This window comes from Kitasatospora sp. CB02891 (genome assembly GCF_002803145.1).
Lineage (GTDB): Bacteria > Actinomycetota > Actinomycetes > Streptomycetales > Streptomycetaceae > Kitasatospora > Kitasatospora griseola.
Genome location: NZ_NNBO01000001.1, coordinates 661,268 through 681,021, shown reverse-complemented (window position 1 = coordinate 681,021; position 19,754 = coordinate 661,268). Strand labels below are relative to the sequence as shown.

Annotated in this window: 20 protein-coding genes; 9 read left to right on the top strand and 11 right to left on the bottom strand. The window is 73.4% G+C overall.

The genetic code is table 11. The features are described from left to right. Positions 1-59: 59 nt before the first annotated feature. The gene (locus CG736_RS03245; RefSeq protein ID WP_100584580.1) at positions 60-3,179 is read right to left on the bottom strand and encodes a phosphocholine-specific phospholipase C; all 3,120 of its coding nucleotides are present in this window, start codon (positions 3,177-3,179) and stop codon (positions 60-62) included. 232 nt (positions 3,180-3,411) lie between these two features. Here CG736_RS03245 and CG736_RS03240 point away from each other — a divergent pair, with 232 nt between their 5' ends. Beyond that, entirely contained in the window at positions 3,412-4,101 is a 690-nt protein-coding gene (locus CG736_RS03240; protein WP_100584579.1) for a GNAT family N-acetyltransferase, read from the top strand. A 105-nt stretch (positions 4,102-4,206) separates the two neighbouring features. On the opposite strand, the gene CG736_RS03235 is transcribed toward CG736_RS03240, so the two are convergent. Next, positions 4,207-4,398, bottom strand: a complete 192-nt coding sequence (locus tag CG736_RS03235) for a DUF5999 family protein (RefSeq protein WP_043911656.1) — start codon at positions 4,396-4,398, stop codon at positions 4,207-4,209. A 348-nt stretch (positions 4,399-4,746) separates the two neighbouring features. Continuing rightward, positions 4,747-5,430: a hypothetical protein gene (locus tag CG736_RS03230; RefSeq protein WP_232733753.1), complete on the bottom strand. Its 684-nt coding sequence runs from the start codon at positions 5,428-5,430 to the stop codon at positions 4,747-4,749. Between the two features lie 361 nt (positions 5,431-5,791). Here CG736_RS03230 and CG736_RS03225 point away from each other — a divergent pair, with 361 nt between their 5' ends. The 3 genes from CG736_RS03225 (at position 5,792) to CG736_RS03215 (ending at position 8,592) form a co-directional block, all read left to right on the top strand. Continuing rightward, positions 5,792-7,291: a glutamate--cysteine ligase gene (locus tag CG736_RS03225; protein ID WP_100584578.1), complete on the top strand. Its 1,500-nt coding sequence runs from the start codon at positions 5,792-5,794 to the stop codon at positions 7,289-7,291. 111 nt (positions 7,292-7,402) lie between these two features. After that, a complete protein-coding gene (locus CG736_RS03220) occupies positions 7,403-8,191 on the top strand; it encodes a CPBP family intramembrane glutamic endopeptidase (protein WP_232733752.1) in 789 nt (262 codons plus the stop codon). Between the two features lie 89 nt (positions 8,192-8,280). Continuing rightward, positions 8,281-8,592, top strand: coding sequence for a hypothetical protein (locus CG736_RS03215; RefSeq protein ID WP_100584576.1), 312 nt, complete (start codon positions 8,281-8,283; stop codon positions 8,590-8,592). Here CG736_RS03215 and CG736_RS03210 read toward each other — a convergent pair. The 7 genes from CG736_RS03210 to CG736_RS03180 all read right to left on the bottom strand — a co-directional run bounded on the left by CG736_RS03210 (position 8,573) and on the right by CG736_RS03180 (position 14,671). Further along, positions 8,573-9,091, bottom strand: a complete 519-nt coding sequence (locus tag CG736_RS03210) for an HAD domain-containing protein (protein WP_100584575.1) — start codon at positions 9,089-9,091, stop codon at positions 8,573-8,575. The two genes, CG736_RS03215 and CG736_RS03210, sit on opposite strands and share 20 nt — an antisense overlap. A 79-nt stretch (positions 9,092-9,170) precedes the next feature. After that, positions 9,171-10,427, bottom strand: a complete 1,257-nt coding sequence (locus CG736_RS03205; RefSeq protein WP_100584574.1) for an MFS transporter — start codon at positions 10,425-10,427, stop codon at positions 9,171-9,173. A 43-nt stretch (positions 10,428-10,470) separates the two neighbouring features. Next, a complete protein-coding gene (locus CG736_RS03200) occupies positions 10,471-10,992 on the bottom strand; it encodes a GNAT family N-acetyltransferase (RefSeq protein ID WP_100584573.1) in 522 nt (173 codons plus the stop codon). 47 nt (positions 10,993-11,039) lie between these two features. Next, positions 11,040-11,735: a dienelactone hydrolase family protein gene (locus tag CG736_RS03195; RefSeq protein WP_100584572.1), complete on the bottom strand. Its 696-nt coding sequence runs from the start codon at positions 11,733-11,735 to the stop codon at positions 11,040-11,042. A gap of 113 nt (positions 11,736-11,848) precedes the next feature. Beyond that, positions 11,849-13,210, bottom strand: a complete 1,362-nt coding sequence (locus tag CG736_RS03190) for a sugar porter family MFS transporter (protein ID WP_255418980.1) — start codon at positions 13,208-13,210, stop codon at positions 11,849-11,851. A gap of 154 nt (positions 13,211-13,364) precedes the next feature. Next, positions 13,365-14,012 (bottom strand): FMN-binding negative transcriptional regulator, encoded by a 648-nt coding sequence (locus CG736_RS03185; RefSeq protein WP_100584570.1) that lies wholly within the window; start codon positions 14,010-14,012, stop codon positions 13,365-13,367. Continuing rightward, entirely contained in the window at positions 14,006-14,671 is a 666-nt protein-coding gene (locus CG736_RS03180) for a pyridoxamine 5'-phosphate oxidase family protein (protein ID WP_100584569.1), read from the bottom strand. The genes CG736_RS03185 and CG736_RS03180 overlap by 7 nt, the downstream gene beginning before the upstream one ends. Before the next feature lie 35 nt (positions 14,672-14,706). Between CG736_RS03180 and CG736_RS03175 the strand changes: the two genes are divergently transcribed. The 3 genes from CG736_RS03175 to CG736_RS35870 are packed head-to-tail and all read left to right on the top strand — an operon-like array spanning position 14,707 to position 16,938. Then, positions 14,707-16,050: an aminotransferase class I/II-fold pyridoxal phosphate-dependent enzyme gene (locus tag CG736_RS03175; protein WP_100584568.1), complete on the top strand. Its 1,344-nt coding sequence runs from the start codon at positions 14,707-14,709 to the stop codon at positions 16,048-16,050. A gap of 21 nt (positions 16,051-16,071) precedes the next feature. Then, positions 16,072-16,713 (top strand): hypothetical protein, encoded by a 642-nt coding sequence (locus tag CG736_RS35875; RefSeq protein ID WP_157815383.1) that lies wholly within the window; start codon positions 16,072-16,074, stop codon positions 16,711-16,713. 39 nt (positions 16,714-16,752) lie between these two features. Next, on the top strand, positions 16,753-16,938 hold the full coding sequence (locus CG736_RS35870) for a hypothetical protein (protein WP_157815382.1): 186 nt from the start codon (positions 16,753-16,755) through the stop codon (positions 16,936-16,938). 132 nt (positions 16,939-17,070) lie between these two features. On the opposite strand, the gene CG736_RS03165 is transcribed toward CG736_RS35870, so the two are convergent. Further along, complete coding sequence (locus CG736_RS03165; protein WP_100584566.1) at positions 17,071-18,429, bottom strand: NAD(P)/FAD-dependent oxidoreductase; 1,359 nt, start codon at positions 18,427-18,429, stop codon at positions 17,071-17,073. 146 nt (positions 18,430-18,575) lie between these two features. Between CG736_RS03165 and CG736_RS03160 the strand changes: the two genes are divergently transcribed. Both CG736_RS03160 and CG736_RS03155 read left to right on the top strand, forming a co-directional pair. Beyond that, positions 18,576-19,331, top strand: a complete 756-nt coding sequence (locus CG736_RS03160; RefSeq protein ID WP_100584565.1) for a HipA family kinase — start codon at positions 18,576-18,578, stop codon at positions 19,329-19,331. Then, complete coding sequence (locus tag CG736_RS03155) at positions 19,328-19,717, top strand: DUF3037 domain-containing protein (protein WP_198520366.1); 390 nt, start codon at positions 19,328-19,330, stop codon at positions 19,715-19,717. The genes CG736_RS03160 and CG736_RS03155 overlap by 4 nt, the downstream gene beginning before the upstream one ends. Positions 19,718-19,754 lie beyond the last annotated feature (37 nt).

Here is a 19,754-nt window from a genome sequence, read left to right as displayed (position 1 = left end):
AGCCAAGCCGGGCCCAGCTCCTGACGGCACATCAGGAGCGGGGCCCGGCCTTCCTCGGCTCAGCCGCCGATCGGGCGGACGTCCAGGCGGACGTGGTCGACGGCCCAGTACCAGTTGTTGCCCGCGTCGTACATGCGGAACTTCAGGGTGACCGTGCCCGCGTTCGGCGGGACGGCGAACTGGCGGGTGACGAAGGCGTTCTCGGCGTCCTTGCCGCCGTTGTCGTTGCCGGTGGCGTCGCTGCTGTAGGTGAGCAGGCGGGTCTCGGCGCCGGTGTCGAAGACGGCGGTGACGGTGGCCTTCTGGGGGGCCTCCTGGCGGTAGTGGGAGTCGAAGGCGAGGTGCAGGGTGGTGGCGCCGGGCGGGATCGGGACGGCGGGGGAGACCAGGGTGGAGTCGAACTTGCCCTTGGCGGACGGGGATCCGGTGTCGTCCCAGTCGTCGGGGTCGGCGACGGCGAGGATGCCGAGGCCGCGGGTGAAGTTGCCGCGGTCCTGGCCGGCGGGGGTGGACCACTCGCGCTTGGTGTGGAAGGTCCAGCCCTGGAGGCGGACGGTGCCCTGCGGCATGCCGGGCGCGTTGACCACCGACCAGCCGGCGGGCGCCTTCGCGGTCCAGCCCAGCACCCCCGCGACGGGGGCGAGCTGCGGGGCCAGCGACTCGAAGTCCTCGCCGAGCAGGTACCCGGCCATCGACGGGGCGGTGCGCGCCGCGAGCTCGCCGTCGGCGACGGCGTACCGGTCGGCGGCGGTGGCGCGGGCGGTGACCAGCAGGCGGCTGACGCCGGTCGCGGGGAGCGCCGCGGGCGGCAGGACCTCCCACTCGGCTTCGACGACGGCGCCGGCGGGGACGGTCGACGGCGGTGCGGTCACCACCCGGGCCGCGGGCCAGCCGTCGGGCAGCAGCGGCGAGGCCTCCAGCGCGGCGAGGTCGGCGGTGGCAGTGAACCGGGCCTTGAGCCGGGCGGGCCGGCCGGGCAGCAGCAGCGGCTCGTCGATGGTGGCGGACGCGGAGCCCAGCGTGACGTCGACGGTCAGCGGGTCGACCAGGCCGATCGCCGGGTCGGTGAAGCCCACGGCCCGGTTCGGCAGCCGGCCGGCCCGGCGGAACCGGTAGCGGGCGTCGTCCCGGGCGGTGACCACCACGTCGTACCAACCCTCCTTGCCCACCGGCAGGTTGACGACCGCGGACTCGCCCGCGCCGAGCCGCACCTCGCGCTGCCCGCCGCCGTAGGCCAGGTCGCCGATGGTCATCACCCGGCTGACGGAGGTGCGGTTGGCGACCTCGACGGCCAACTGCCAACCGCCGCCGCCGTCCTCGGAGACCGACGCCTCGTAGGAGCCGGCCGCGTCGCCGCGCAGGTGCCACAGCGCGCCGTTCGGGCCGTGCAGGCGCAGGTCGTAACCGTCCGGGCCGAGCTGCCAGCTGTCGGAGAGCTTGCCCTTCACGTCCACCGTGTAGTGCCGGGGCGCGGCGCCGGGCTCCGGGTAGGCGGCGATCACCGCACCCTGCCGGCCGGGGTTGGCCAGGTCCAGGGTGAGCACGCCCTTGCGGACCCGCGCCTTGACCTGCAGGTGGTACGGGACCGGCCGGGCGGTGCGGGTGGCGCGCGGCTGCTGCGGGAAGCGCTGCGGCTTGGGGACGGTCGGCGCGGGCAGCTTGCCGGTGTCGGTGACCTTCTGCCGGTTGCCGGAGGTGTCGGGCAGCGCGGGCCACGCCGGGTCCTGCCCGGAGAAGTCGAACAGGTTGGTGAGGTCGCCGGTGACCGCCCGCCGCCACGGCGAGATGTTCGGCTCGGCGACGCCGAACCGCTGCTCCAGGAAGCGGATCACCGAGGTGTGGTCGTACACCGTCGAGTCGACCACGCCGCCGCGGGTCCACGGCGAGACCACCACCATCGGCACCCGCACGCCCAGGCCCATCGGGAACGGGCCGGCCACCAGGGTCTCCCCGGCGGGCAGCGCGGTGGACCAACCCAGGCTGCCGTCCGCGTTCCTGACCCGGTAGCGGCCGTCCTGCCCGACCACCCGGTGGTAGGTCGAGCCGCCCTTGGACACCCGCACCACCACCTCGCCGTCCACGGGGACGGTGGAGGCGCCGCGCCCGGCGGCCAGCGGCGGCACCGGCGGCAGCTGGTGGTCGAAGAAGCCGCCGTGCTCGTCGTAGTTGAGGATGAACACGGTCTTCGCCCACACGTCCGGGTTGGCGGTCAGCGCCGCCAGCAGCCGGGCCGTCAGGTGCTCGCCGTTCGGCGGGGCGTAGTTGGCGTGCTCGGACAGCGCGGCGGGCGCGATCAGCCAGGACACCTGCGGCAGCCTGTCGTCGCGCACGTCGGCGGCGAACGCGTCGACCAGGGCGTCGCCCATCGCGAACGGGTCGCCCTTCTTCGCCGGGTCGCCGACCTGCCGCAGGCCCCGCTCGTACAGCGCCGAACCCGGCTTGGCCTGAATGAAGTTGGTGAACCAGGCCAGGGCGTTGTCGTCGAAGTTGTCCAGCGCCTGGTACGTCCGCCAGCTGACCCCGGCGCGCTCCAGGCGCTCCGCGTAGGTGGTCCACTCGAACCCGGCGGCGGGCTCGGAGTTGTCGGTCACCGGGGTGTCGCGGACGGTGCCGCCGCTGGTGCCCGACATCAGGTGCTCGCGGTTGGTGTTGGTGTTGCACTGCACCGAGGCGTAGTACGCGTCGCAGGTGGTGAACACCGAGGCCAGCGCGTGGTAGAAGGGCATGTCGGCGCTCTCGTAGTAGCCCTGGCCGAGCCAGCCGGAGGAGCGCCGGGTCACCGAGCCGTCCGCCCGGCCGTCGTTCCAGGCGCTCATCGAGTCGACGTAGCCGAACGCGGGCGCGCCCTGCTGGTAGGCGCTGGTGTGGGCGGCGTTCATCGGGAAGGGCAGCAGGTGGCCCTCGGGCCGCGACGGGTCGGGCTGGTGGAAGATCGAGCGGCCGTTGACGCCGCGCACCGCGGCGCGGTCGCCGAAGCCGCGGACACCCGGCAGGGTGCCGAAGTAGTGGTCGAACGCCCGGTTCTCCTGCATGAAGACCACCACGTGCTGGATGTCCTCCAGCTTGCCCGGGCGGGCCGGCGCGGCCAGCGCCTGACGGACACTCAGCGGCAGTGCGGACAGCACGGTCGCGGCGGCGGCGCCGCCCAGCAGGGTACGGCGCGACAGTTCGGGACTCATCGGGGGCTCCTCGTGCACGGTTCCGGGCTTCGCTCCGCCCGGCCGCGACCATTCCTAGGCCGCCCAGGTGGACTGGACCAGTGCGGCGGATGGCCGGTGGATGACGCGCTCCGCAACCTGTACAGACATCTCGGTGCGGCGGGGCGCGCGAGGAAAAGCCCGGGACGTCCGCATCGTCGGCAGGTAACATCCCCAGGTGCAATTGGACCCTTACCGATCTCGGAGTGTGCCCATGCCCGACGACCCGACCGTCCCCGCCCTCGTCCGGGACTGGCTCAGCGGCTGGACGGTCGCCCGCGGCGCCGCCGACCCGCGGCCCGAACCCTGGGGCTGGAGCATCGACGTCGGCCAACCCCGCCACCCCTGGCGGCACGTGCTGCCCGCCCCCGTCGAGTCGGACGTCCGCGCACTCACCGAGGGCATCACCGCCCCGTGGACCTGGCTCAAGCTGTTCGACGTCGACGAGCGCGCCCTGCCGTGGATCGGACCGGGCTGGCACGTGGACGTCCCCGGCCACCTGATGACCTGTCGGCTGCGCCCCGAGCACCCGGCCGTCCCGGCCGGCTACCGGATCACCACCTGGAGCCGCGGCGGCGTCGTCCGCGCGATGGTGCGCACCGTCGGGGGCGAGTACGCCGCACGGGGGCAGATCGGCATCGCGCCCGACTCCGAGGGTTCGCTGCTCGCCGCCGTCGACCAGGTCGAGACGGCCCCCGAGCACCGCCGCCGCGGCCTCGGCTCACTGCTGATGCGCACCCTGCAGAGCGAGGCGCACGCGGCCGGCGCGCGCACCGGCCTGCTGGTCGGCACCACCGAGGGGCGCGCCCTCTACGGCGCCCTCGACTGGCAGTGGCACGCCCCGATGCTCAGCTTCTGGTACGACCCGTCCACGGCGGCCGATCTCCCGCTCGGCGGATCCTGAACCGGCCCCGGGGCGGTCTCCCGACGAAGGGCCGGAAACGCCGAAGCCCGCCGGGAGGGCGCACTCCGGGCGGGCGACGATCGGCGAAGACAGCTCGAACCGCGTTCAGGCGGCGATCAGCAAGGTGCGGCGCGGGGCGATCACGCGGCCGTCCGGCAGCAGTTCGCCGGTGTCGTCGAACAGCAGCACCCCGTTGCAGAGCAGGCTCCAGCCCTGCTCGGGGTGGCGGGCGACCGGCTCGGCCGCCTCACGGTCCGAGGACTCGGCGGACGGGCAGTCGGTTCGGTGCTGGCACATCGTTGTACCTCGCTTCGCTCGGGATTCGCGCCGTCGCACGGTCACCCCCCGGGGCGCCCGCCCTGTCGACGGAAACTTTCTCACCGCATCAGGTGTGAAACGGCGTCAGCCGGGTAGGACGTGTGGTCTTCCCCCGGCCGACACCAGTGTCCGACTCTCCGGGCGCTCGCGCAGGCATTTGGTGACATGCGCCACAGAAGATCGGGCGAGATCACCCTACCGGGCGTCGGGCGGCCCGGTCCGCGCCCGAACGGGCCATCCCGGAACGATCCGATCGGATCATTACGGCATGGCCCGTTGGGGTGGTACACCGAGCAATGGCGCCGGGGAACGGGGCCGGGCGGGGCGTCAGCCGATCAGCGCCGTCGGCCGCGCCGCCGGGGCGTTCGCCAGCCGGACGGGCAGTTCGGCGGCGGACAGCACCTGATGGGCCGCCATCCCGAGCGGGGCGGGGGCCAGCGGGATCAGCAGGTCCTCGCCGGGCAGCGCGCTGTGCAGCCACAGCGCGGACGCGTAGTGCTCGGGCAGCGAGAGCAGCCGCGGCTCGTAGTGGGCGGGGGAGGGGTGCACCAGCTGCCAGGCCTGGCGCAGCGCCCGGACGGTGGAGTCCAGGTAGGGGCCGGCGGTCAGGTGCGAGAACACCGGCCCGTCCGCGCCGGCGGCGACCTCGGCGGCGGCCACCACGTGCTCCAGCCCGTCCTCGGTGAACTCGCCCGTGACCAGCGGGCGGTGCTCCGGCCGCCCGTGCGCCGCCCCGCCCGCGCCGTCGCAGTCCCCGTGCGGGCACGGCGGTCCCGCCGCGTCCGGGCGGGCCGCGCGCAGCAGGAACCGCCAGCCGGTGCAGTCCGCGTCGGCCAGCCGGGGCGCGGGCCCGCGCAGGGCGTGCACGGGCAGCGCGAGCAGCGGCTCGGGGCGGTCGGCGCTATGGCGGAGCACGGCGGCCGCGGACGGCGGCAGGGCCGCCCCGGGCGCGAGGGCCGAGCGGACGGCGTGCAGGGCGCCGGCCGGGGGCTGGGACAGGTGCAACGTCATGGTGAGTCGCCTCTCCGTTCGAGATCGGCGTACTGCGGCATACCGGCATGGCTTCGACAGCGAGGGGTCTGGCCGTGTCCGGTTGGGCAAGATCGCCGAGGGGGTGGGCGGGTCGTCGACGAGTCCCTCGACGGTGGGGGAGTCTCGGACGGCCCTGACCTGGCCTGAGCGGCGTGCGAATTCTACTCGAACAAGTGCGCAGGGTGACCTTCATATCACGTTCCGTGGCGTCACGCAAGTGGGTTTGAGCTGACGCGTCGTCAGAAACAGTGTGGCGTTCGGCTGTTCGGACCGTGGGCTATAAATCTTCGCGCGGGGCATGATGCACAGGCACTGTCGACCGAGGGGAGGGAAGGCACCCGTGGGCGAGAAGGTCGTGGCGACCCGGGCGGAGCTGGCCGACCGGCAGCTGTACCGCCGCAAGCTCCAGTCCTGTCTGGACGTCCTGGGGCGGATGCTCAGGGAGGAACGGTTCGACCGGCCGAAGGCCATGATGGGCCTGGAGATCGAACTCAATCTGGCCGACGAGCAGGGGCAGCCCATGCTCGGCAACGAAGCGGTGCTGGACGCGATCGCCTCCACCGACTTCCAGACCGAGCTCGGCCGCTTCAACGTCGAGCTCAACATCGCCCCGCGCCGCCTGGGCGGACACGTCTTCGAGGACCTGCGCGAGGAACTCGGCACCGCCCTGCGCTACGCCGACCGGCGGGCCGGGCAGGCCGGCGGACGGCTCGTCATGGTCGGCATCCTGCCGACCCTGGACCTGGCGCACGCCGGGCTGGAGGCGATGTCCAGCAACGACCGCTACACCCTGCTCAGCGACCAGATCCTGGCCGCCCGCGGCGAGGACATCGCGCTCGACATCGACGGCGTGGAGCGGCTCACCATCGACTCGGTGTCGATGGTCGCCGAGGCCGCCGCCACCTCCCTGCAACTGCACCTCCAGGTCACCCCCGCCCGGTTCGCCTCGGTGTGGAACGCCGCCCAGGCGATCTGCGGCGTCCAGCTCGCGCTCGGCGCGAACTCGCCGTTCCTGTTCGGCCGCGAGCTGTGGCGCGAGACCCGCCCGGTGCTGTTCCAGCAGGCCTGCGACACCCGTACGGCCGAGCTCAAGGCCCAGGGGGTGCGCCCGATCACCTGGTTCGGGGAACGCTGGGTCGACTCCGCCTACGACCTGTTCGAGGAGAACCTCAAGTACTTCCCGGCGCTGCTGCCGATCTGCGACGACGAGGACCCGGTCAAGGTGCTGGCCTCCGGCGGCGCGCCCCGGCTCGGCGAGATGCGGCTGCACAACGGCACCATCTACCGCTGGAACCGCCCCGTGTACGACGTCGCCGGCGGCGTCGCCCACCTGCGGGTGGAGAACCGCTGCCTGCCCGCCGGCCCGACCGTCGCCGACATCCTGGCCAACGCCGCCTTCTTCTACGGCCTGGTCCGGATGCTGGCCGAACAGCCCCGCCCGATCTGGACCAGGCTGCCGTACGAGAAGGCCGACCAGAACTTCCTCAACGGCGCCCGGCACGGCATCGACGCCGTCCAGTGGTGGCCCCGCTCCGGGCGCGGCGCCCGCGGCCTGGTCGAACTGCCCGCCACCGACCTGGTGCTGAACGAACTGCTGCCGCTCGCCCACCAGGGGCTGGACCGGTGGGGCATCGCCGCCCGCGACCGCGACCACTACCTCGGGATCATCGAACAGCGCTGCCTGCGCCGCACCAACGGCGCCGCCTGGCAGGCGGCCACCGTGCACCGGCTGCGCGAACGCCGCGGCCTCGACCCGAACGCGGCGATCGCCGAGATGACCCGGCGCTACATCGAGGGCATGCGCAGCGGCGAGCCCGTGCACACCTGGCCGGTGGACTGACCGCACCGACGCCCCTGAACAGGGTCCAGGAACGTCTCATCGTCCTGTGAAAGGATGATCGGCCCGGAGCCGACCGTGAGCTCCGGGCCGCATCCGCCCTCGGGGAGACCAGTGACCACCGCCTCGGCCGAGCCCGCCACCACCAAGACCCCCTCCCGCCAGCTGCTCGCCGTCGAACTGCTCATCGTGCTCGGGCTCTCGCTCGGCGCGAGCGGCGTCTCCGCGCTGATCAGCTTCGCCGGCTCGCTCACCGAACCCGTCGGCCTCGGCCAGCAGGTCGCCACCCTCAACGCCTCCCGCGCCCCCGGCCGCCCCTGGCTCGACCTCGCCTGGCAGCTGTACTACATCGCCCGCGGCCTGATGCCCGTCGTGCTGGTCGGCTACCTGCTGGTCCGCGAAGGCGCCTCGCTGCGCACCATCGGCTTCGACCTGCGCCGCAAACTCTCCGACCTCGGCCGAGGCACGCTCCTCGCCGCGGCCATCGGCGGCTCCGGGCTCGCCCTCTACCTCGGCGCGCAGGCGGCGGGCTTCAACCTGACCGTCGCCCCCTCCGGCCTGCCCGACGTGTGGTGGCGGATCCCGGTGCTGGTCGCCGCCGCCTGGCAGAACGCCATCCTCGAAGAGGTCGTGGTGGTCGGCTACCTGGTGCGCCGCCTGCACCAGATCGGCTGGTCCTGGCCCGCGATCATCACCGCCAGCGCCGTCCTGCGCGGCTCCTACCACCTGTACCAGGGCGTCGGCGGCCTGGTCGGCAACATGGTGATGGGCGTGGTGTTCTGCCTGCTGTACCGCCGCTGGCGCCGGGTCGGCCCGCTGGTCGCCGCGCACGCCCTGATCGACACCGTGGCCTTCGTCGGCTACGCCCTGCTGGCCGGGCACGTCAGCTGGCTGCCGTCCTGAAACGCCCGTTCCTGACGGGCGGTCGGCTGCGAGTAGGGTGACGCCCGGCGGGCGCGCGGCCCGCCCGGCGGCAGGGGAACGGGAGCGGCATGGGCGGGCAGCAGGGGTGGCACGGCGAGCGGGAGCGGAACCAGGAGCGCGCCCGCCGGATCGCGGACGCGCTGCACAAGCTCACCGGCCGCCGGCCCCTGGTCGAGCACGACCGCAACGGCGGCGCCACCAAGGTCAGCCTCAAGGTCGTCGAACGACCCGACCGCACCCAGACGTTGGCGGTGCTGCGGGTGCTGCGCCACGGCGACCGCTTCGGGCACGCCCGCACGGCCCGCTGGGAGCACGTCTGGGTCGAGGTGGGCGCGCGCCGAGGCGCCGGTCCGGCGCCGGTCAGCCCGCCCACCGGTTGAGCCAGGTCTGCGACGGGGGACGGCGCAGCAGCCGCTCCACGTGTTCGCGCTGCAGGCCCTGCGCCGGGTCGATCGGCATCAGCAGCCGGTCCGGGCGCAGCAGGCTGCGGCGCACCAGCCGCGCGGGGATGCAGTCGTCGATCCAGGCGAACGGGCGGCCCTGGGCGTAGCGCAGCAGCGGCGCCCACTTGAAGGCGGAGAACAGCTCCATCAGCGGCACCCGCGGGTCGCCCGGCTGCGGGACGTAGCCGCTGAACTTGACCACCGGGAGGTCGGGCAGACCCAGCAGCGGGGCGATGTACCGATTCGCCTCGAACTCCCAGGTGGTCGCCCACACCAGGTCGTAGCGCTCGGCCAGTTCGTGCAGCCACTCGCCGTGGCGCGGTGACAGCAGCACCGAATAGCCCAGCAGGGTATGGGAGTCGAAGTCCTCGTCGGGGTGCGGGAACACCGGGTTCAGCACCCCGTCGACGTCAATGTACAGCAGCGGCTTGCCCATGCGGGTTCCTCACCGGGTCGTGGCCAGTTGCCCGCACGGACGCATTCCGGCCCCCGGGGGTTGCAGACCGGGGCGGCAGTCACCCGGACGTGGCAGGCTCCGGTTGCGGCAGGTTGCCGCGCGCCTCGGGCACCTTGCGCTCCAACTGCCGTACCTCCGGCACCAGCAGCACCGCCGCGGCCAGGCCCAGGCACGTCAACGCGCAGGCCCACAGCGCGCCGGAGCGGCCCAGCACGTCCGCCGCCGGACCGGCCAGCGCGGTGCCCGCCGGCATCAGCGCGAAGGAGCCGAAGGCGTCGTACGCGGAGATCCGCGACAGCAGCTCCTCGGGGATCTCCTGACGGAGCGCCACCAGCCAGCCCACCACGAACACCGTGACGCCGACGCCGGACAGGAACATCGCCACCACGACGGGGACCAGCGGCAGGTCGAGCGCCAGCGCCAGCGCGGGCAGGCCGAACAGGAACACGCCGCCGTTGCCGACCAGCAGGATCCGGCGCGGCTGCCAACGGGCCATCAGCACCGCGCTCACCACCATGCCGACGCTGAGCGCGGCCATCGCGGTGCCCCACGCCCCGGCGCCGCCCATCCGGTCCTCGGCGATCACCGGCCCGTACACCGTCTCGACGGCCAGCACGCAGGCGTTCATCAGGGAGAACTGCACGACGATCGCCCACAGCCAGCGGCGCGAGACGAACTCCCGCCAGCCGACCCGCAGTTCGTGCACCAGGCTGGGCCCGGCCGCGCGCTGCCCGCCGACCTGCGTCAGACCGGTGCGCATCAGCGCGGCCACCGCGAAACAGGCCGCGTCGCCCGCCAGCACCCAGCCGGGGTCGGTCGCCGCGGCGAGCAGGCCGCCGAGCGCGGCGCCGGCGATCTGCGCGCCGTTCGTGCCCATCTTGAACACCGAGAGCGCCTTCGACGCGTGCTCGGCCGACACCGCCTGGAGGATCACGCCCTCCGCGGCCGGGGTGTAGAACGCCTGCCCCGCGCCGCCCGCCGCGGCCAGCGCCAGCAGCGCCCACAGCGGCGGATGCCCGATCAGCACCAGCGCGGCCAGCGCCGCCTGCGACACCGCGTTGAAGGCGTTGGCGCCCACCATCACCACGTGCCGCGGCCAGCGGTCGGCCACCGCCCCGCCGATCAGCATCAGCACCACCAGCGGCACCGTCCGCGCCGCCGTCACGTAGCCCACCTCGGCGGTGCCCCAGCCCGCGCCCAGCACGGCGAACGCGGTGGCGATCGGCGCGGCCGCGTTGCCCAGGCCGCTCACCACCGTGGCGGCGGTCTGAATCCGGTAGTTGCGGCCGGCCCAGGCCGGGTAGGTGATTCGCACCGACCGACGATGGCCCGCGGGCGACCGCCCTGTCCACCGAATTTCAGGGCGCCCAGTCCTCCGCGAGCAGCCCCAGCACCACCTCGTCGACGAACCGGCCGGAGACCCAGGCGGCCCCGCGCATCGTCCCCTCGACGCGGAACCCGGCCCGTTCGGCGGCGCCGATCATCGCCGTGTTGTCCGCCAGCGTGTCCACCTGCAGGCGGTGCAGGCCGCGCACCTCGAAGCCGTACCGGCACAGCACCCGCACCACGTCCGTCCCGAAGCCGCGCCCGCGCACCGCGGGCCGCAGGGACATCCCCAGGTGGGCGGAGCGGTGATGGGTGTTGACGCCCCACAGCACCGCGGCTCCGGCGAGTTCGCCGCTCGCGCGCTCCACCGCCGAGAACACCGCCGACTCCTCGGCCCCCGTCACCCGGAACGGCGAGGCCTCGACGGGCAGCGGCCGCCAGGGCCGCCCGTCGGTGCGGGTGCGCACCGCGACGTCCTCGTACAACTCCGCGTGCAGCACCGCGACATCGCTCTCCTGCCGAGCCCGCAGCAGGACCTTCTCCCCGATCAGCATCCGCCAGGACTACCACCCGCCGCCCGGCCCGGACCAGGGGTTTTCCGTCAACCCAGGTGCGCCCAGAGGAAGGTGAGGGTGCGGCGCCAGGCGATGGCGGCCTGCAGCGGGTCGTAGCTGCTGGGGGTCTTCTCGTCGTTCATGAAGGCGTGGCCGGCCGGGTAGAAGTGGATCTCGGGGCGGCGGCCGGTGGCCTCGCCGATCCGGATCGCGGCCTCGTCGACCACGGCGGCGGGCAGCGAGGCGTCCTGCTCGCCGAAGTGGCCGAGGACGTGCGCGGTCAGGCCGCGGTAGTCGTAGTCGGGGTCGCCGGGCAGGCCGTAGAACGGGACGACGGCGGCGACCCGGTCGCCCTCGCGGGCGGCGAGCTGAAGGGCGAGGCCGCCGCCCATGCAGAAGCCGGTCACGCCGATCGCGTCGCCGACCGCCCCGGGGTGCGCCAGCAGGTGCGAGACGGCCCCGGCGAGCTCCTCCGCGGCGCGTTCGGGCGGCAGTTCGCGCTTCATCCGGGCGGCCGCGTCCCGGTCGTGGGTGACGGTGCCGCCGTACAGGTCGGGCGCGAGGGCGAGGAAGCCCTCGGCGGCGAGCCGGTCGGTGAGTTCGGCGATGTGCCGGGTCAGGCCCCACCACTCCTGGACCACCAGGACTCCGGGGCCGACCCCGGCGGGCGGCACCGCCAGGTAGCCGTGCACGGTCCGGCCGGAGGGGCCGGCGAAGCTGACGTTCTGGCGGGCAGCGCCCATGGCCTCTCCGTCGGGGTGGCCGCGCGCGCGGCGGCGGGCAGGAAGGTTCGTCTGGCACTCTAGGCCCGGATCCACCTCCCGCACCGCCACAGTGACGGTGTGTCAGCGAGAGTTCAGCCCATCTCTTCCAGCGCTTTGCCCTTGGTCTCCTTGATGCAGAAGGCCACGAACGGGATCGACAGCAGGGCGAAGCAGGCGTAGATGACGTACGTCGCGGACAGGTTCCAGTCCGCCAGGTTCGGGAAGCTGACGGTGATCGCCCAGTTGGCGATCCACTGCGCGGACGCGGCGACCGACAGGGCCAGTGCCCGGATCGCGTTCGGGAACATCTCGCCGAGCAGCACCCACACCACCACGCCCCAGGAGAACGCGAAGCAGAACACGAAGACGTGCGCGGCGACCAGTGCGACGGTGGCGTGCGTGTTGTCCAGGGTGGCCGTGTTGCCGGTGCCGTGCCGGAAGGAGAACGCCCAGGCGGCCAGCGCGAGCGCGATCGCCATGCCGACCGACCCGGCCAGCGCCAGCGGCTTGCGGCCGATCCGGTCGACCAGCGCCATCGCGACCACCGTGCCGATGACGTTGACGATCGAGGTGGACAGCGAGATCAGCAGCGAGTTGGACTCGTTGATGCCGACCGACTGCCACAGGAACGACGAGTAGTAGAAGATCACGTTGATGCCGACGAACTGCTGGAACACCGAGGCGCCGATGCCGACCCAGACGATCGGCAGCAGCCCGAACCGCCCGCCGAGCAGGTCCGTCAGCCGCGGCTTGCGCCGGGTGTCCAGCACCCGGCGGATCTCCGCCACCCGGCTGTCCAGGTCGACGTTCGGGCCCTCCACCTCGACCAGCACCTTGCGGGCCTGCTCCTCGCGCCCGTCGGCGATCAGGTAGCGCGGCGACTCGGGGATGGCCATCGCCATCAGCCCGTAGACCAGGGCGGGCACCGCCTCCACGCCGAGCATCCACTGCCAGGCCTGGATGCCCGCCAGGTGGTTGGTGGACTCGCCGCCCGCGGCCTGGTTGAGCGCCCAGTTGGCGAGCTGCGAGACGGTGATGCCGAGCACGATCGCCATCTGCTGGAACGAGGCGAGGCGGCCCCGGTAGGCGGTCGGCGCGACCTCGGCGATGTAGGTGGGGGCGATCACCGAGGCGATGCCGATCGCGATGCCGCCGAGCACGCGCCACACCCCCAGCACCTCGATGCTGGGCGGGAACATCGACCCGATGCCGCTGATCGCGAACAGCGTCGCGGCCAGCAGCATGGTCCGTACCCGGCCCAGGTGGTCGGCCAGCCAGCCGGCCATCACCGCGCCGGCCGCCGAGCCCAGCAGGGCGATCGCCACCACGAACGCGGTCTCGCCGTTGCCGACGCCGAAGTGCTTCTGGATGCCGGTGACCGCGCCGTTGATCACCGCACTGTCGTAGCCGAACAGGAAGCCGCCCATCGCGGCGGCGGCGGAGATGAACACCACATGGCCGAGGTGCTCGTCCCGGACGGCGGAGTGGGTAGCCAGTGCTCTCTCCCTACGTGATGATCCGTCCGGTTACGGGCGGATTTATCCGGAGGTAATTCGACCAGCGGCTACCCCGCGGCGCGGCTTCGACACGCCCGGAACCGATGAGCTGTCAGTCCGATGAACCGCCGAGGGCGGGGCGACGGGTGCGTCGCCGCAGCAGCTGCGCCCGGGCCGCCGCGTCCTGCGGGTTCCCGGTCGCCGCGTACCGCTCGGCCAGCCGCTCGGCGATCTCCAGCTGCACCTCCACCGGCTTCTTGTCGTCGTACTTGAACTTCGCCCGCACCCGGCGCACCGTCAGCCGCAGCCCGCACAGGCCGGTCAGCTGCGGCCCGTACGGCGCGGCCCCGACCACCACCCGGTCCTCGGGCCACTCGGGCTGGAAGTGCGCCAGCTGCCGGTTGAGGATCTCCGCCTTTCCGGCCGGGTCCTCCACCGGCTCGGCGGTGCAGGAGAACTGCACCGAGGCGTAGTAGCTGGTCGGCGTGTACGGCGCGCCGCGCCAGCGGCCCGGCGCGAACGCGTAGTCGTCGGTGACCGCCAGCGTCACGTGCGGGTCGGCCCGCACCGCCGCCAGCAGCGGATTGGGGGCGGCCAGGTGCAGCAGGATCTCGCCCGCCGCGGCGTCCAGCAGGAAGTGCGTCGGCGCCAGGACCGGGCCCTCGGGCCCGTTGGCGGCCAGCGTGCCGAAGTCCCGTCCGGCCGCCAGCCACTCCTGCCACTCCTGCTCGGTGCCGCGGTCCCAGCCGCGGATCAGCACGTCGGGCCGGCCAGGTACCCGGGCAGCGGGAGGTCCGAGTGCGGGGAGGCCTGCGGCGTGCCGTAGACCGGGGCGACGGGGACCACGCCCGCCCAGTACGGCAGGTCGAGGTCCGCCTCGTCGTCGACCACGTCGCCCGTGCGGGACTTCGCCGACACCTGGTCCAGCTCCAGCCGGATCACCGCCGTCGCCGCCAGCTCCTTCGCACTGCCCGGCCGGCAGTCCGCGGCCCGCCCCGGCGCCACCTGCTCGACGATCGCGTCCAGCGCGATCCGCAGCTCCTCGGGGTCGGTGACCTGGTGGGCGGTGCCGTGCGCCACCACCGAGCGGTAGTTGACGGAGTGGTTGAACGCCGACTTCGCCAGCACCAGGCCGTCCAGGTGCGTCACAGTCACGCACACCGCCAGGCCCTGCTCGTCGCGCGCCCCGCGCAGCGGGCGGCTGCCGGTCGAGCCGTGGACGTACAGCCGCTCGCCGACCCGCGCGTACAGCGTGGGCAGCACCACCGGCGCGCCGTCCCGGACGAAGCCCAGGTGGCAGAGGTACCCGGCGTCCAGGATCGCGTGCACCGCGTCCCGGTCCCAGGCGGCCCGCTCCTTGTCCCGGGTGGGGGTGGTGAGATCGTTCCGGGCGTACGTGTCCCTCGGCGTGTCCGACATGACAACCCCCAATGTACTAGTGCATAATTATCTTTGTGCTAGGAGAGTATCGGATCACGGGTCGGCGAGCCAGCGAGATCGCCGCCGACATCGAACGCGCCGTCGCCGACGGGAGGTTGGAGCCCGGAGCCGCCCTGCCGCCGATGCGCGACCTGGCCGCCGAACTCGGCGTCAACCCCAACACCGCCGCCGCCGCCTACCGCCTGCTGCGCGAACGCGGCGTCATCGAGACCGCCGGCCGCCGCGGCAGCCGGATCCGACCCCGCCCCGCCACCACCCCCCGCGACGAAGCCCGGCTGCCCGTCCCGCCCGGCGCGCGCGACCTGTCGGCCGGCAACCCCGACCCCGCCCTGCTGCCCCCGCTCGGCCCCGCCCTGGCCGCTGCCGCGGCCGGCCCCGCCGTCCTGTACGGCGATCCCGTCGCCGAACCCGAACTCCTCGACGGCTTCCGCGCCGAATTCCGCGCCGACGGCGCCCCCGACGGCGAACTCGCCGTCTGCTCCGGCGCCCTGGACACCATCGGCCGCGTCCTCGCCGCCACCCTGCGCACCGGCGACACCGTCGCCGTCGAAGACCCCGGCTGGGGCAGCGTCCTCGACCTGCTGCCCGCCCTCGGCCTGCGCACCGCCCCCGTCCCCGTCGACGACGAAGGGCCGCTCCCGCACGCCGTCGCCGCCGCGCTCGACGGCGGCGCCCGCGCCCTGATCGTCACCAGCCGCGCCCAGAACCCCACCGGCGCCGCCCTCACCCCCGGCCGCGCCGCCGCACTGCGCACCGTCCTCGCCGCCCGCCCCGGCACCGTCCTGATCGAGGACGACCACGGCCACGGCATGGTCGACCAGCCCTTCCAGTCGCTCGCCGCCGACGGCCGCGGCGGCACCACCGTCACCCACTGGGCGCTGGTGCGCTCCGCCGCCAAGGCCCTCGGCCCCGACCTGCGGGTCGCCGTCGTCACCGGCGACGCCGACACCGTCGCCCGGGTCCTCGGCCGCCAACGCCTGGACGCCGGCTGGGTCAGCCACCTGCTGCAACGCGCCGTCGTCGAACTGCGCCGCACCGACGCCGCCCCCGCCGCGCCGATCGCCGCCGCCTACCGGGCCCGCCGCGACGCGCTGCTCACCGCGCTCGCCGCGCAGGGCGTCCGGGCCCACGGCGAGAGCGGCGTCAACGTCTGGGTGCCCGTGCCCGACGAGACCGCCGTCGCCGCCGCGCTGCTGCACCGCGGCTGGGTGGTCGCCCCCGGCTCCCGCTTCCGCCTCGCCTCCCCACCCGCCATCCGGATCGGCATCGCCCCCCTCGACCCCGCCGAAGCCCCCGCCCTGGCCGCCGCCGTCGCCGCCGCCCTGCACGGCCCCGCCCACGGCTCCCGGGTCACCTGAGATGGCGAACTGTCGCTGGTGATGGGTGAGTTCGGTGATGGGGCGATGTCCGGAGGCGGCATTCTGCACCTCGTCGAGGACCGCGCTGCCGCTGATGCGCTCAAGGCTCTCGAATCCTGGGTCGCCGTTGCTGGCGTCTCCGGGTCCGGGAGTTATGTCGGTGGTGAACTTCTCGCGCTGATAGGCGAGGTCGGTAATGGGCTGGTGTCCGGCAGTGGCATTTTGCGCGCCGTCGAGGCTTGCGCTGTCGCCGGTGTGCTCAAGGATCTCGGTTCTCGGGTCGCCGTTGCGGCGGCTCCGGGGCCGGGAGTCATTGTCGGTGGTGAACTTCAGTTGCCGGTAGGTGAGTTCGGTGCTGGTCGGTGTCTGGCAGTGGCATTTTGCGCGCCGTCGAGGCTTGCGCTGTCGCCGGTGCGTTCAAGGGCCTCGGTTCCCGGGTCGCCGTTGTGGACGTGTTCGGGGCCGGGAGTCATTGTCGGTGGTGAACTTCCTTTGTCAGTAGTTAAGTTCGGTGATGGCTCAGTGTCCTGTGGCGGCGTTCTGCGTCCCGTCGAGGCCCGCGCTGTCGCTGGTGCGCTTCCGGCCCTCGGATCCGAGGTTGCCGCTGCTGGCGTCTCGGTGCTTGGCGGCGGCAGTGTCCCGCGCCGTGCCCGGGTCGCCTGAGATGCGGATCCGCCTGGACCCCTGGACCAAGACCCGTCCGTGCTCGCCGAGGTTCGCACCCCGTGCGGTGCCGCCGTCGCCCGTTGGCGCGGAGACCTCGCCGACCCGCCCGGCCACTGCCAGGTGGAGTGGACGATCGGCGAGGACCATGCCGCCGTCCGGCCCGCCTCCGGGGCCGGCCCCGAGATCTGCTGCGAGGGTCAACTGTTCGTGCTGCGGGGCTAGTTCGACGGCGAGGCGGTGCTGCGGGTCGGTGATGCCATCGTGCTGCTCGACCTGCCGGCCAGGCCGCCCGGCCGCCTCGAACAGCACGTGACGAAGCCCCCGCCCGGTGCGGGCGGGGGCTCGGCGGTGGGCTCAGCCCTTGGCCAGCAGGGCCTGGGCGTGCTCGCGGACCTGGTCGCGGGAGAGGTAGGCGTCGGTGTACTCGAAGTCCCGCAGGCGGGCGGGCTGGCGGGCCAGGAAGCCGGTGCGGACGAAGTCGTCGCCGGCGGTGGCGTTCAGCAGCCAGTTCGCGCTGGTGCGGTACTTCGCGGCGTTGGTGCGCATCGCCATCACGTGGTAGCCGCGCGCCACCAACTGGGCGGGCAGGCCGTGCAGTTCCACGCCCATCGGCTTGGACACCGCGTCCTTGCCGCCGAGGTCGACCACCAGGCCCAGGTCCTTGTGGAAGTACGGCTGCAACGGCTGGTTGCGGACCGCCGCCACCAGGTTGTCGGCGAGCTGCCGGCCCTGTCGCGCCGAGTGCTGCGCGGTCGGCGGGCAGACCGCGCCGTCGCCCTTGGCGAGGTCCGGCACTGCGGCGGCGTCGCCGAGCGCGAACATGCCCTCGAACTGCGGCACCCGCATCTCCGCGGTCACCGCGAGGCGTCCGCGCACCGTCTCCGCGTCCAGCGTGCCGATCAGCGGGGACGCGGCCACGCCCGCCGTCCAGATCAGCGTCCGGCACGGCAGCGTGCGGCCGTCGGTGAACTTCACCGTCTCCGCGCCGACCTCCGCGACCGACACGCCCAGCGACACGTCCACGCCGCGGCCGCGGAGGATCTCCATCGCGGTCTCGCCGAGCTTGTCGCCCAGCTCCGGCATCAACTTCGGCGCGATGTCGATCAGGTGCCACTTGATCAGGTCCGGGTCCAGCCGCGGGTAGCGCCGGATCGCCGCCGTGGTCAGCCGTTGCAGACAGGCCGCCGTCTCGGTGCCCGCGTAGCCGCCGCCGACCACCACGAACTGCAGCCGCGAGGCCCGCTCCTTCTCGTCCATCGACGCGGAGGCCAGGTCGAGCTGCGCGATCACGTGGTCGCGGATGTACGTCGCCTCGGCGAGGGTCTTCATGCCGCGGGCGTAGTCCGGCAGGCCCGGGATGTCGAAGGTCCGGGTGACGCTGCCCGGTGACAGCACCAGGTAGTCGTACTTCTCCGCCACCACCTCGTCGGTGATCTTGCGGACCACCGCCACCCTGGAGCGCGGGTCGATGCCGATCGCCCCGCCGGGGACTATGTGGGTGCGGCGCAGCGTGCGCCGAAGCGAGATCGCCACCGACTGCGGGGTCAGCACCCCGGCGGCGACGTGCGGCAGCAGCGGCAGGTACAGCTGGTAACTGAACGGCGTGACCAGGGAGATCTCCGCCTCGGAAGGGGCGAGCTTGCGCTCCAGGCGGCGCGCGCACTCCAGCCCGGCGAAGCCGCCGCCGACGATCAGGATCCGAGGTCGTTCCATCGTTCATCCCCTACGTTTGCGGGTCCGTGACTGAGTCCGTGACTGACTTAAGGACGACTGTTGGCCACACTCGCACGGGCCCACGGAGGGTGCATCTCCAACGGCTCCCGGCCGGAGCCGCCGATGAGGGCCGCTAGGCTGTCGGGATGCTCTCCGAGGTGACGGCCGTCCGCTACGCGACGCCGCTGCGCGAAGGCGGTTCGATGCCCGGCCTGATCGAGGCCGACGACCGCCGTCTGTACGTGTTGAAATGGGTCGGCGCGGCCCAGGGCCGCAAGGCGCTGGTCGCCGAGGTGCTGGCCGGTGAACTCGGCCGCGGGCTCGGCCTGCCGGTGCCCGAACTGGCCCTGGTCGACCTCGACCCGGTGCTCGCCCGCAGCGAGCCCGAGGTGCAGATCCAGGACCAGATGCGGGCCAGCGGCGGCGCCAACCTCGGCATGGCGTTCGTGTCCGGGGCGCTCAACTTCGACCCGCTCTGCTTCGACGTCGACGTCGACACCGCCGCCCGGGTGCTCTGGTTCGACGCGCTGATCGGCAACGTCGACCGGTCCTGGCGCAACCCCAACCTGCTGGTCGCGGCCGGCGGCCTGCGGGTCATCGACCACGGCGCCAGCCTGATCTTCCACCACAGCTGGGCGCGCGCCGAGGCCTGGCGGCGCAAGCCCTACGACGCCTCCGACCACGCCCTGCGGCACGCCGCCGGCCACCTGTCGAAGGTGGACGCCGAACTCGCCGCGCTGGCCGAGGCCGCCCTGCCCGCCGCCGTCGCGGCCGTCCCGGACGTCTGGCTCGCCGACGAGCCCGGCTTCGACGGCCCCGACGCCGTCCGCGCCGCCTACACCGCGCAGCTCACCGCCCGCCTCGCCGGGCCCCGCGACTGGCTCCCGGAGGTGGCCGGCTGATGGACCAGCACCCCAAGGACTACGAGTACGCGCTGATCCGCGCCGTTCCCCGGGTCGAGCGCGGCGAGTGCGTCAACATCGGCGTCCTGCTGTACTGCCGCGACTCCGGCTACCTCGGCGCCCGCACCCACCTCGACCAGGGCCGGCTGCTCGCCCTCGACGCGGTCGCGGACGTGGCCGGCGTGCGGCGCGCCCTGCGCGGCATCGCAGCGGTCTGCGCGGGCGGCGAGGCCGCCGGACCGGCCGCCGCGGACAACCCCGGGCAGCGCTTCCGCTGGCTCACCGCCCCGCGCAGCGCCGTCGTCCAGCCCGGCCCCGTGCACACCGGCCTGACCGCCGACCCGGAGGCGGAACTCCACCACCTGTTCGACCGTCTGGTGCTGTAACGCCCGCCGTTCCTGGACATTTTGATTACTTGCCTCA

What these genes read in the sequence shown, in the direction of transcription:
- CG736_RS03245 (WP_100584580.1), bottom strand. Translation starts at nt 3,179, where the DNA reads ATGAGTCCCGAACTGTCGCGCCGTACCCTGCTGGGCGGCGCCGCCGCC.
- CG736_RS03240 (WP_100584579.1), top strand. Translation starts at nt 3,412, where the DNA reads ATGCCCGACGACCCGACCGTCCCCGCCCTCGTCCGGGACTGGCTCAGC.
- CG736_RS03235 (WP_043911656.1), bottom strand. Translation starts at nt 4,398, where the DNA reads ATGTGCCAGCACCGAACCGACTGCCCGTCCGCCGAGTCCTCGGACCGT.
- CG736_RS03230 (WP_232733753.1), bottom strand. Translation starts at nt 5,430, where the DNA reads ATGACGTTGCACCTGTCCCAGCCCCCGGCCGGCGCCCTGCACGCCGTC.
- CG736_RS03215 (WP_100584576.1), top strand. Translation starts at nt 8,281, where the DNA reads ATGGGCGGGCAGCAGGGGTGGCACGGCGAGCGGGAGCGGAACCAGGAG.
- CG736_RS03210 (WP_100584575.1), bottom strand. Translation starts at nt 9,091, where the DNA reads ATGGGCAAGCCGCTGCTGTACATTGACGTCGACGGGGTGCTGAACCCG.
- CG736_RS03200 (WP_100584573.1), bottom strand. Translation starts at nt 10,992, where the DNA reads ATGCTGATCGGGGAGAAGGTCCTGCTGCGGGCTCGGCAGGAGAGCGAT.
- CG736_RS03195 (WP_100584572.1), bottom strand. Translation starts at nt 11,735, where the DNA reads ATGGGCGCTGCCCGCCAGAACGTCAGCTTCGCCGGCCCCTCCGGCCGG.
- CG736_RS03180 (WP_100584569.1), bottom strand. Translation starts at nt 14,671, where the DNA reads ATGTCGGACACGCCGAGGGACACGTACGCCCGGAACGATCTCACCACC.
- CG736_RS35875 (WP_157815383.1), top strand. Translation starts at nt 16,072, where the DNA reads ATGGGTGAGTTCGGTGATGGGGCGATGTCCGGAGGCGGCATTCTGCAC.
- CG736_RS03165 (WP_100584566.1), bottom strand. Translation starts at nt 18,429, where the DNA reads ATGGAACGACCTCGGATCCTGATCGTCGGCGGCGGCTTCGCCGGGCTG.
- CG736_RS03160 (WP_100584565.1), top strand. Translation starts at nt 18,576, where the DNA reads ATGCTCTCCGAGGTGACGGCCGTCCGCTACGCGACGCCGCTGCGCGAA.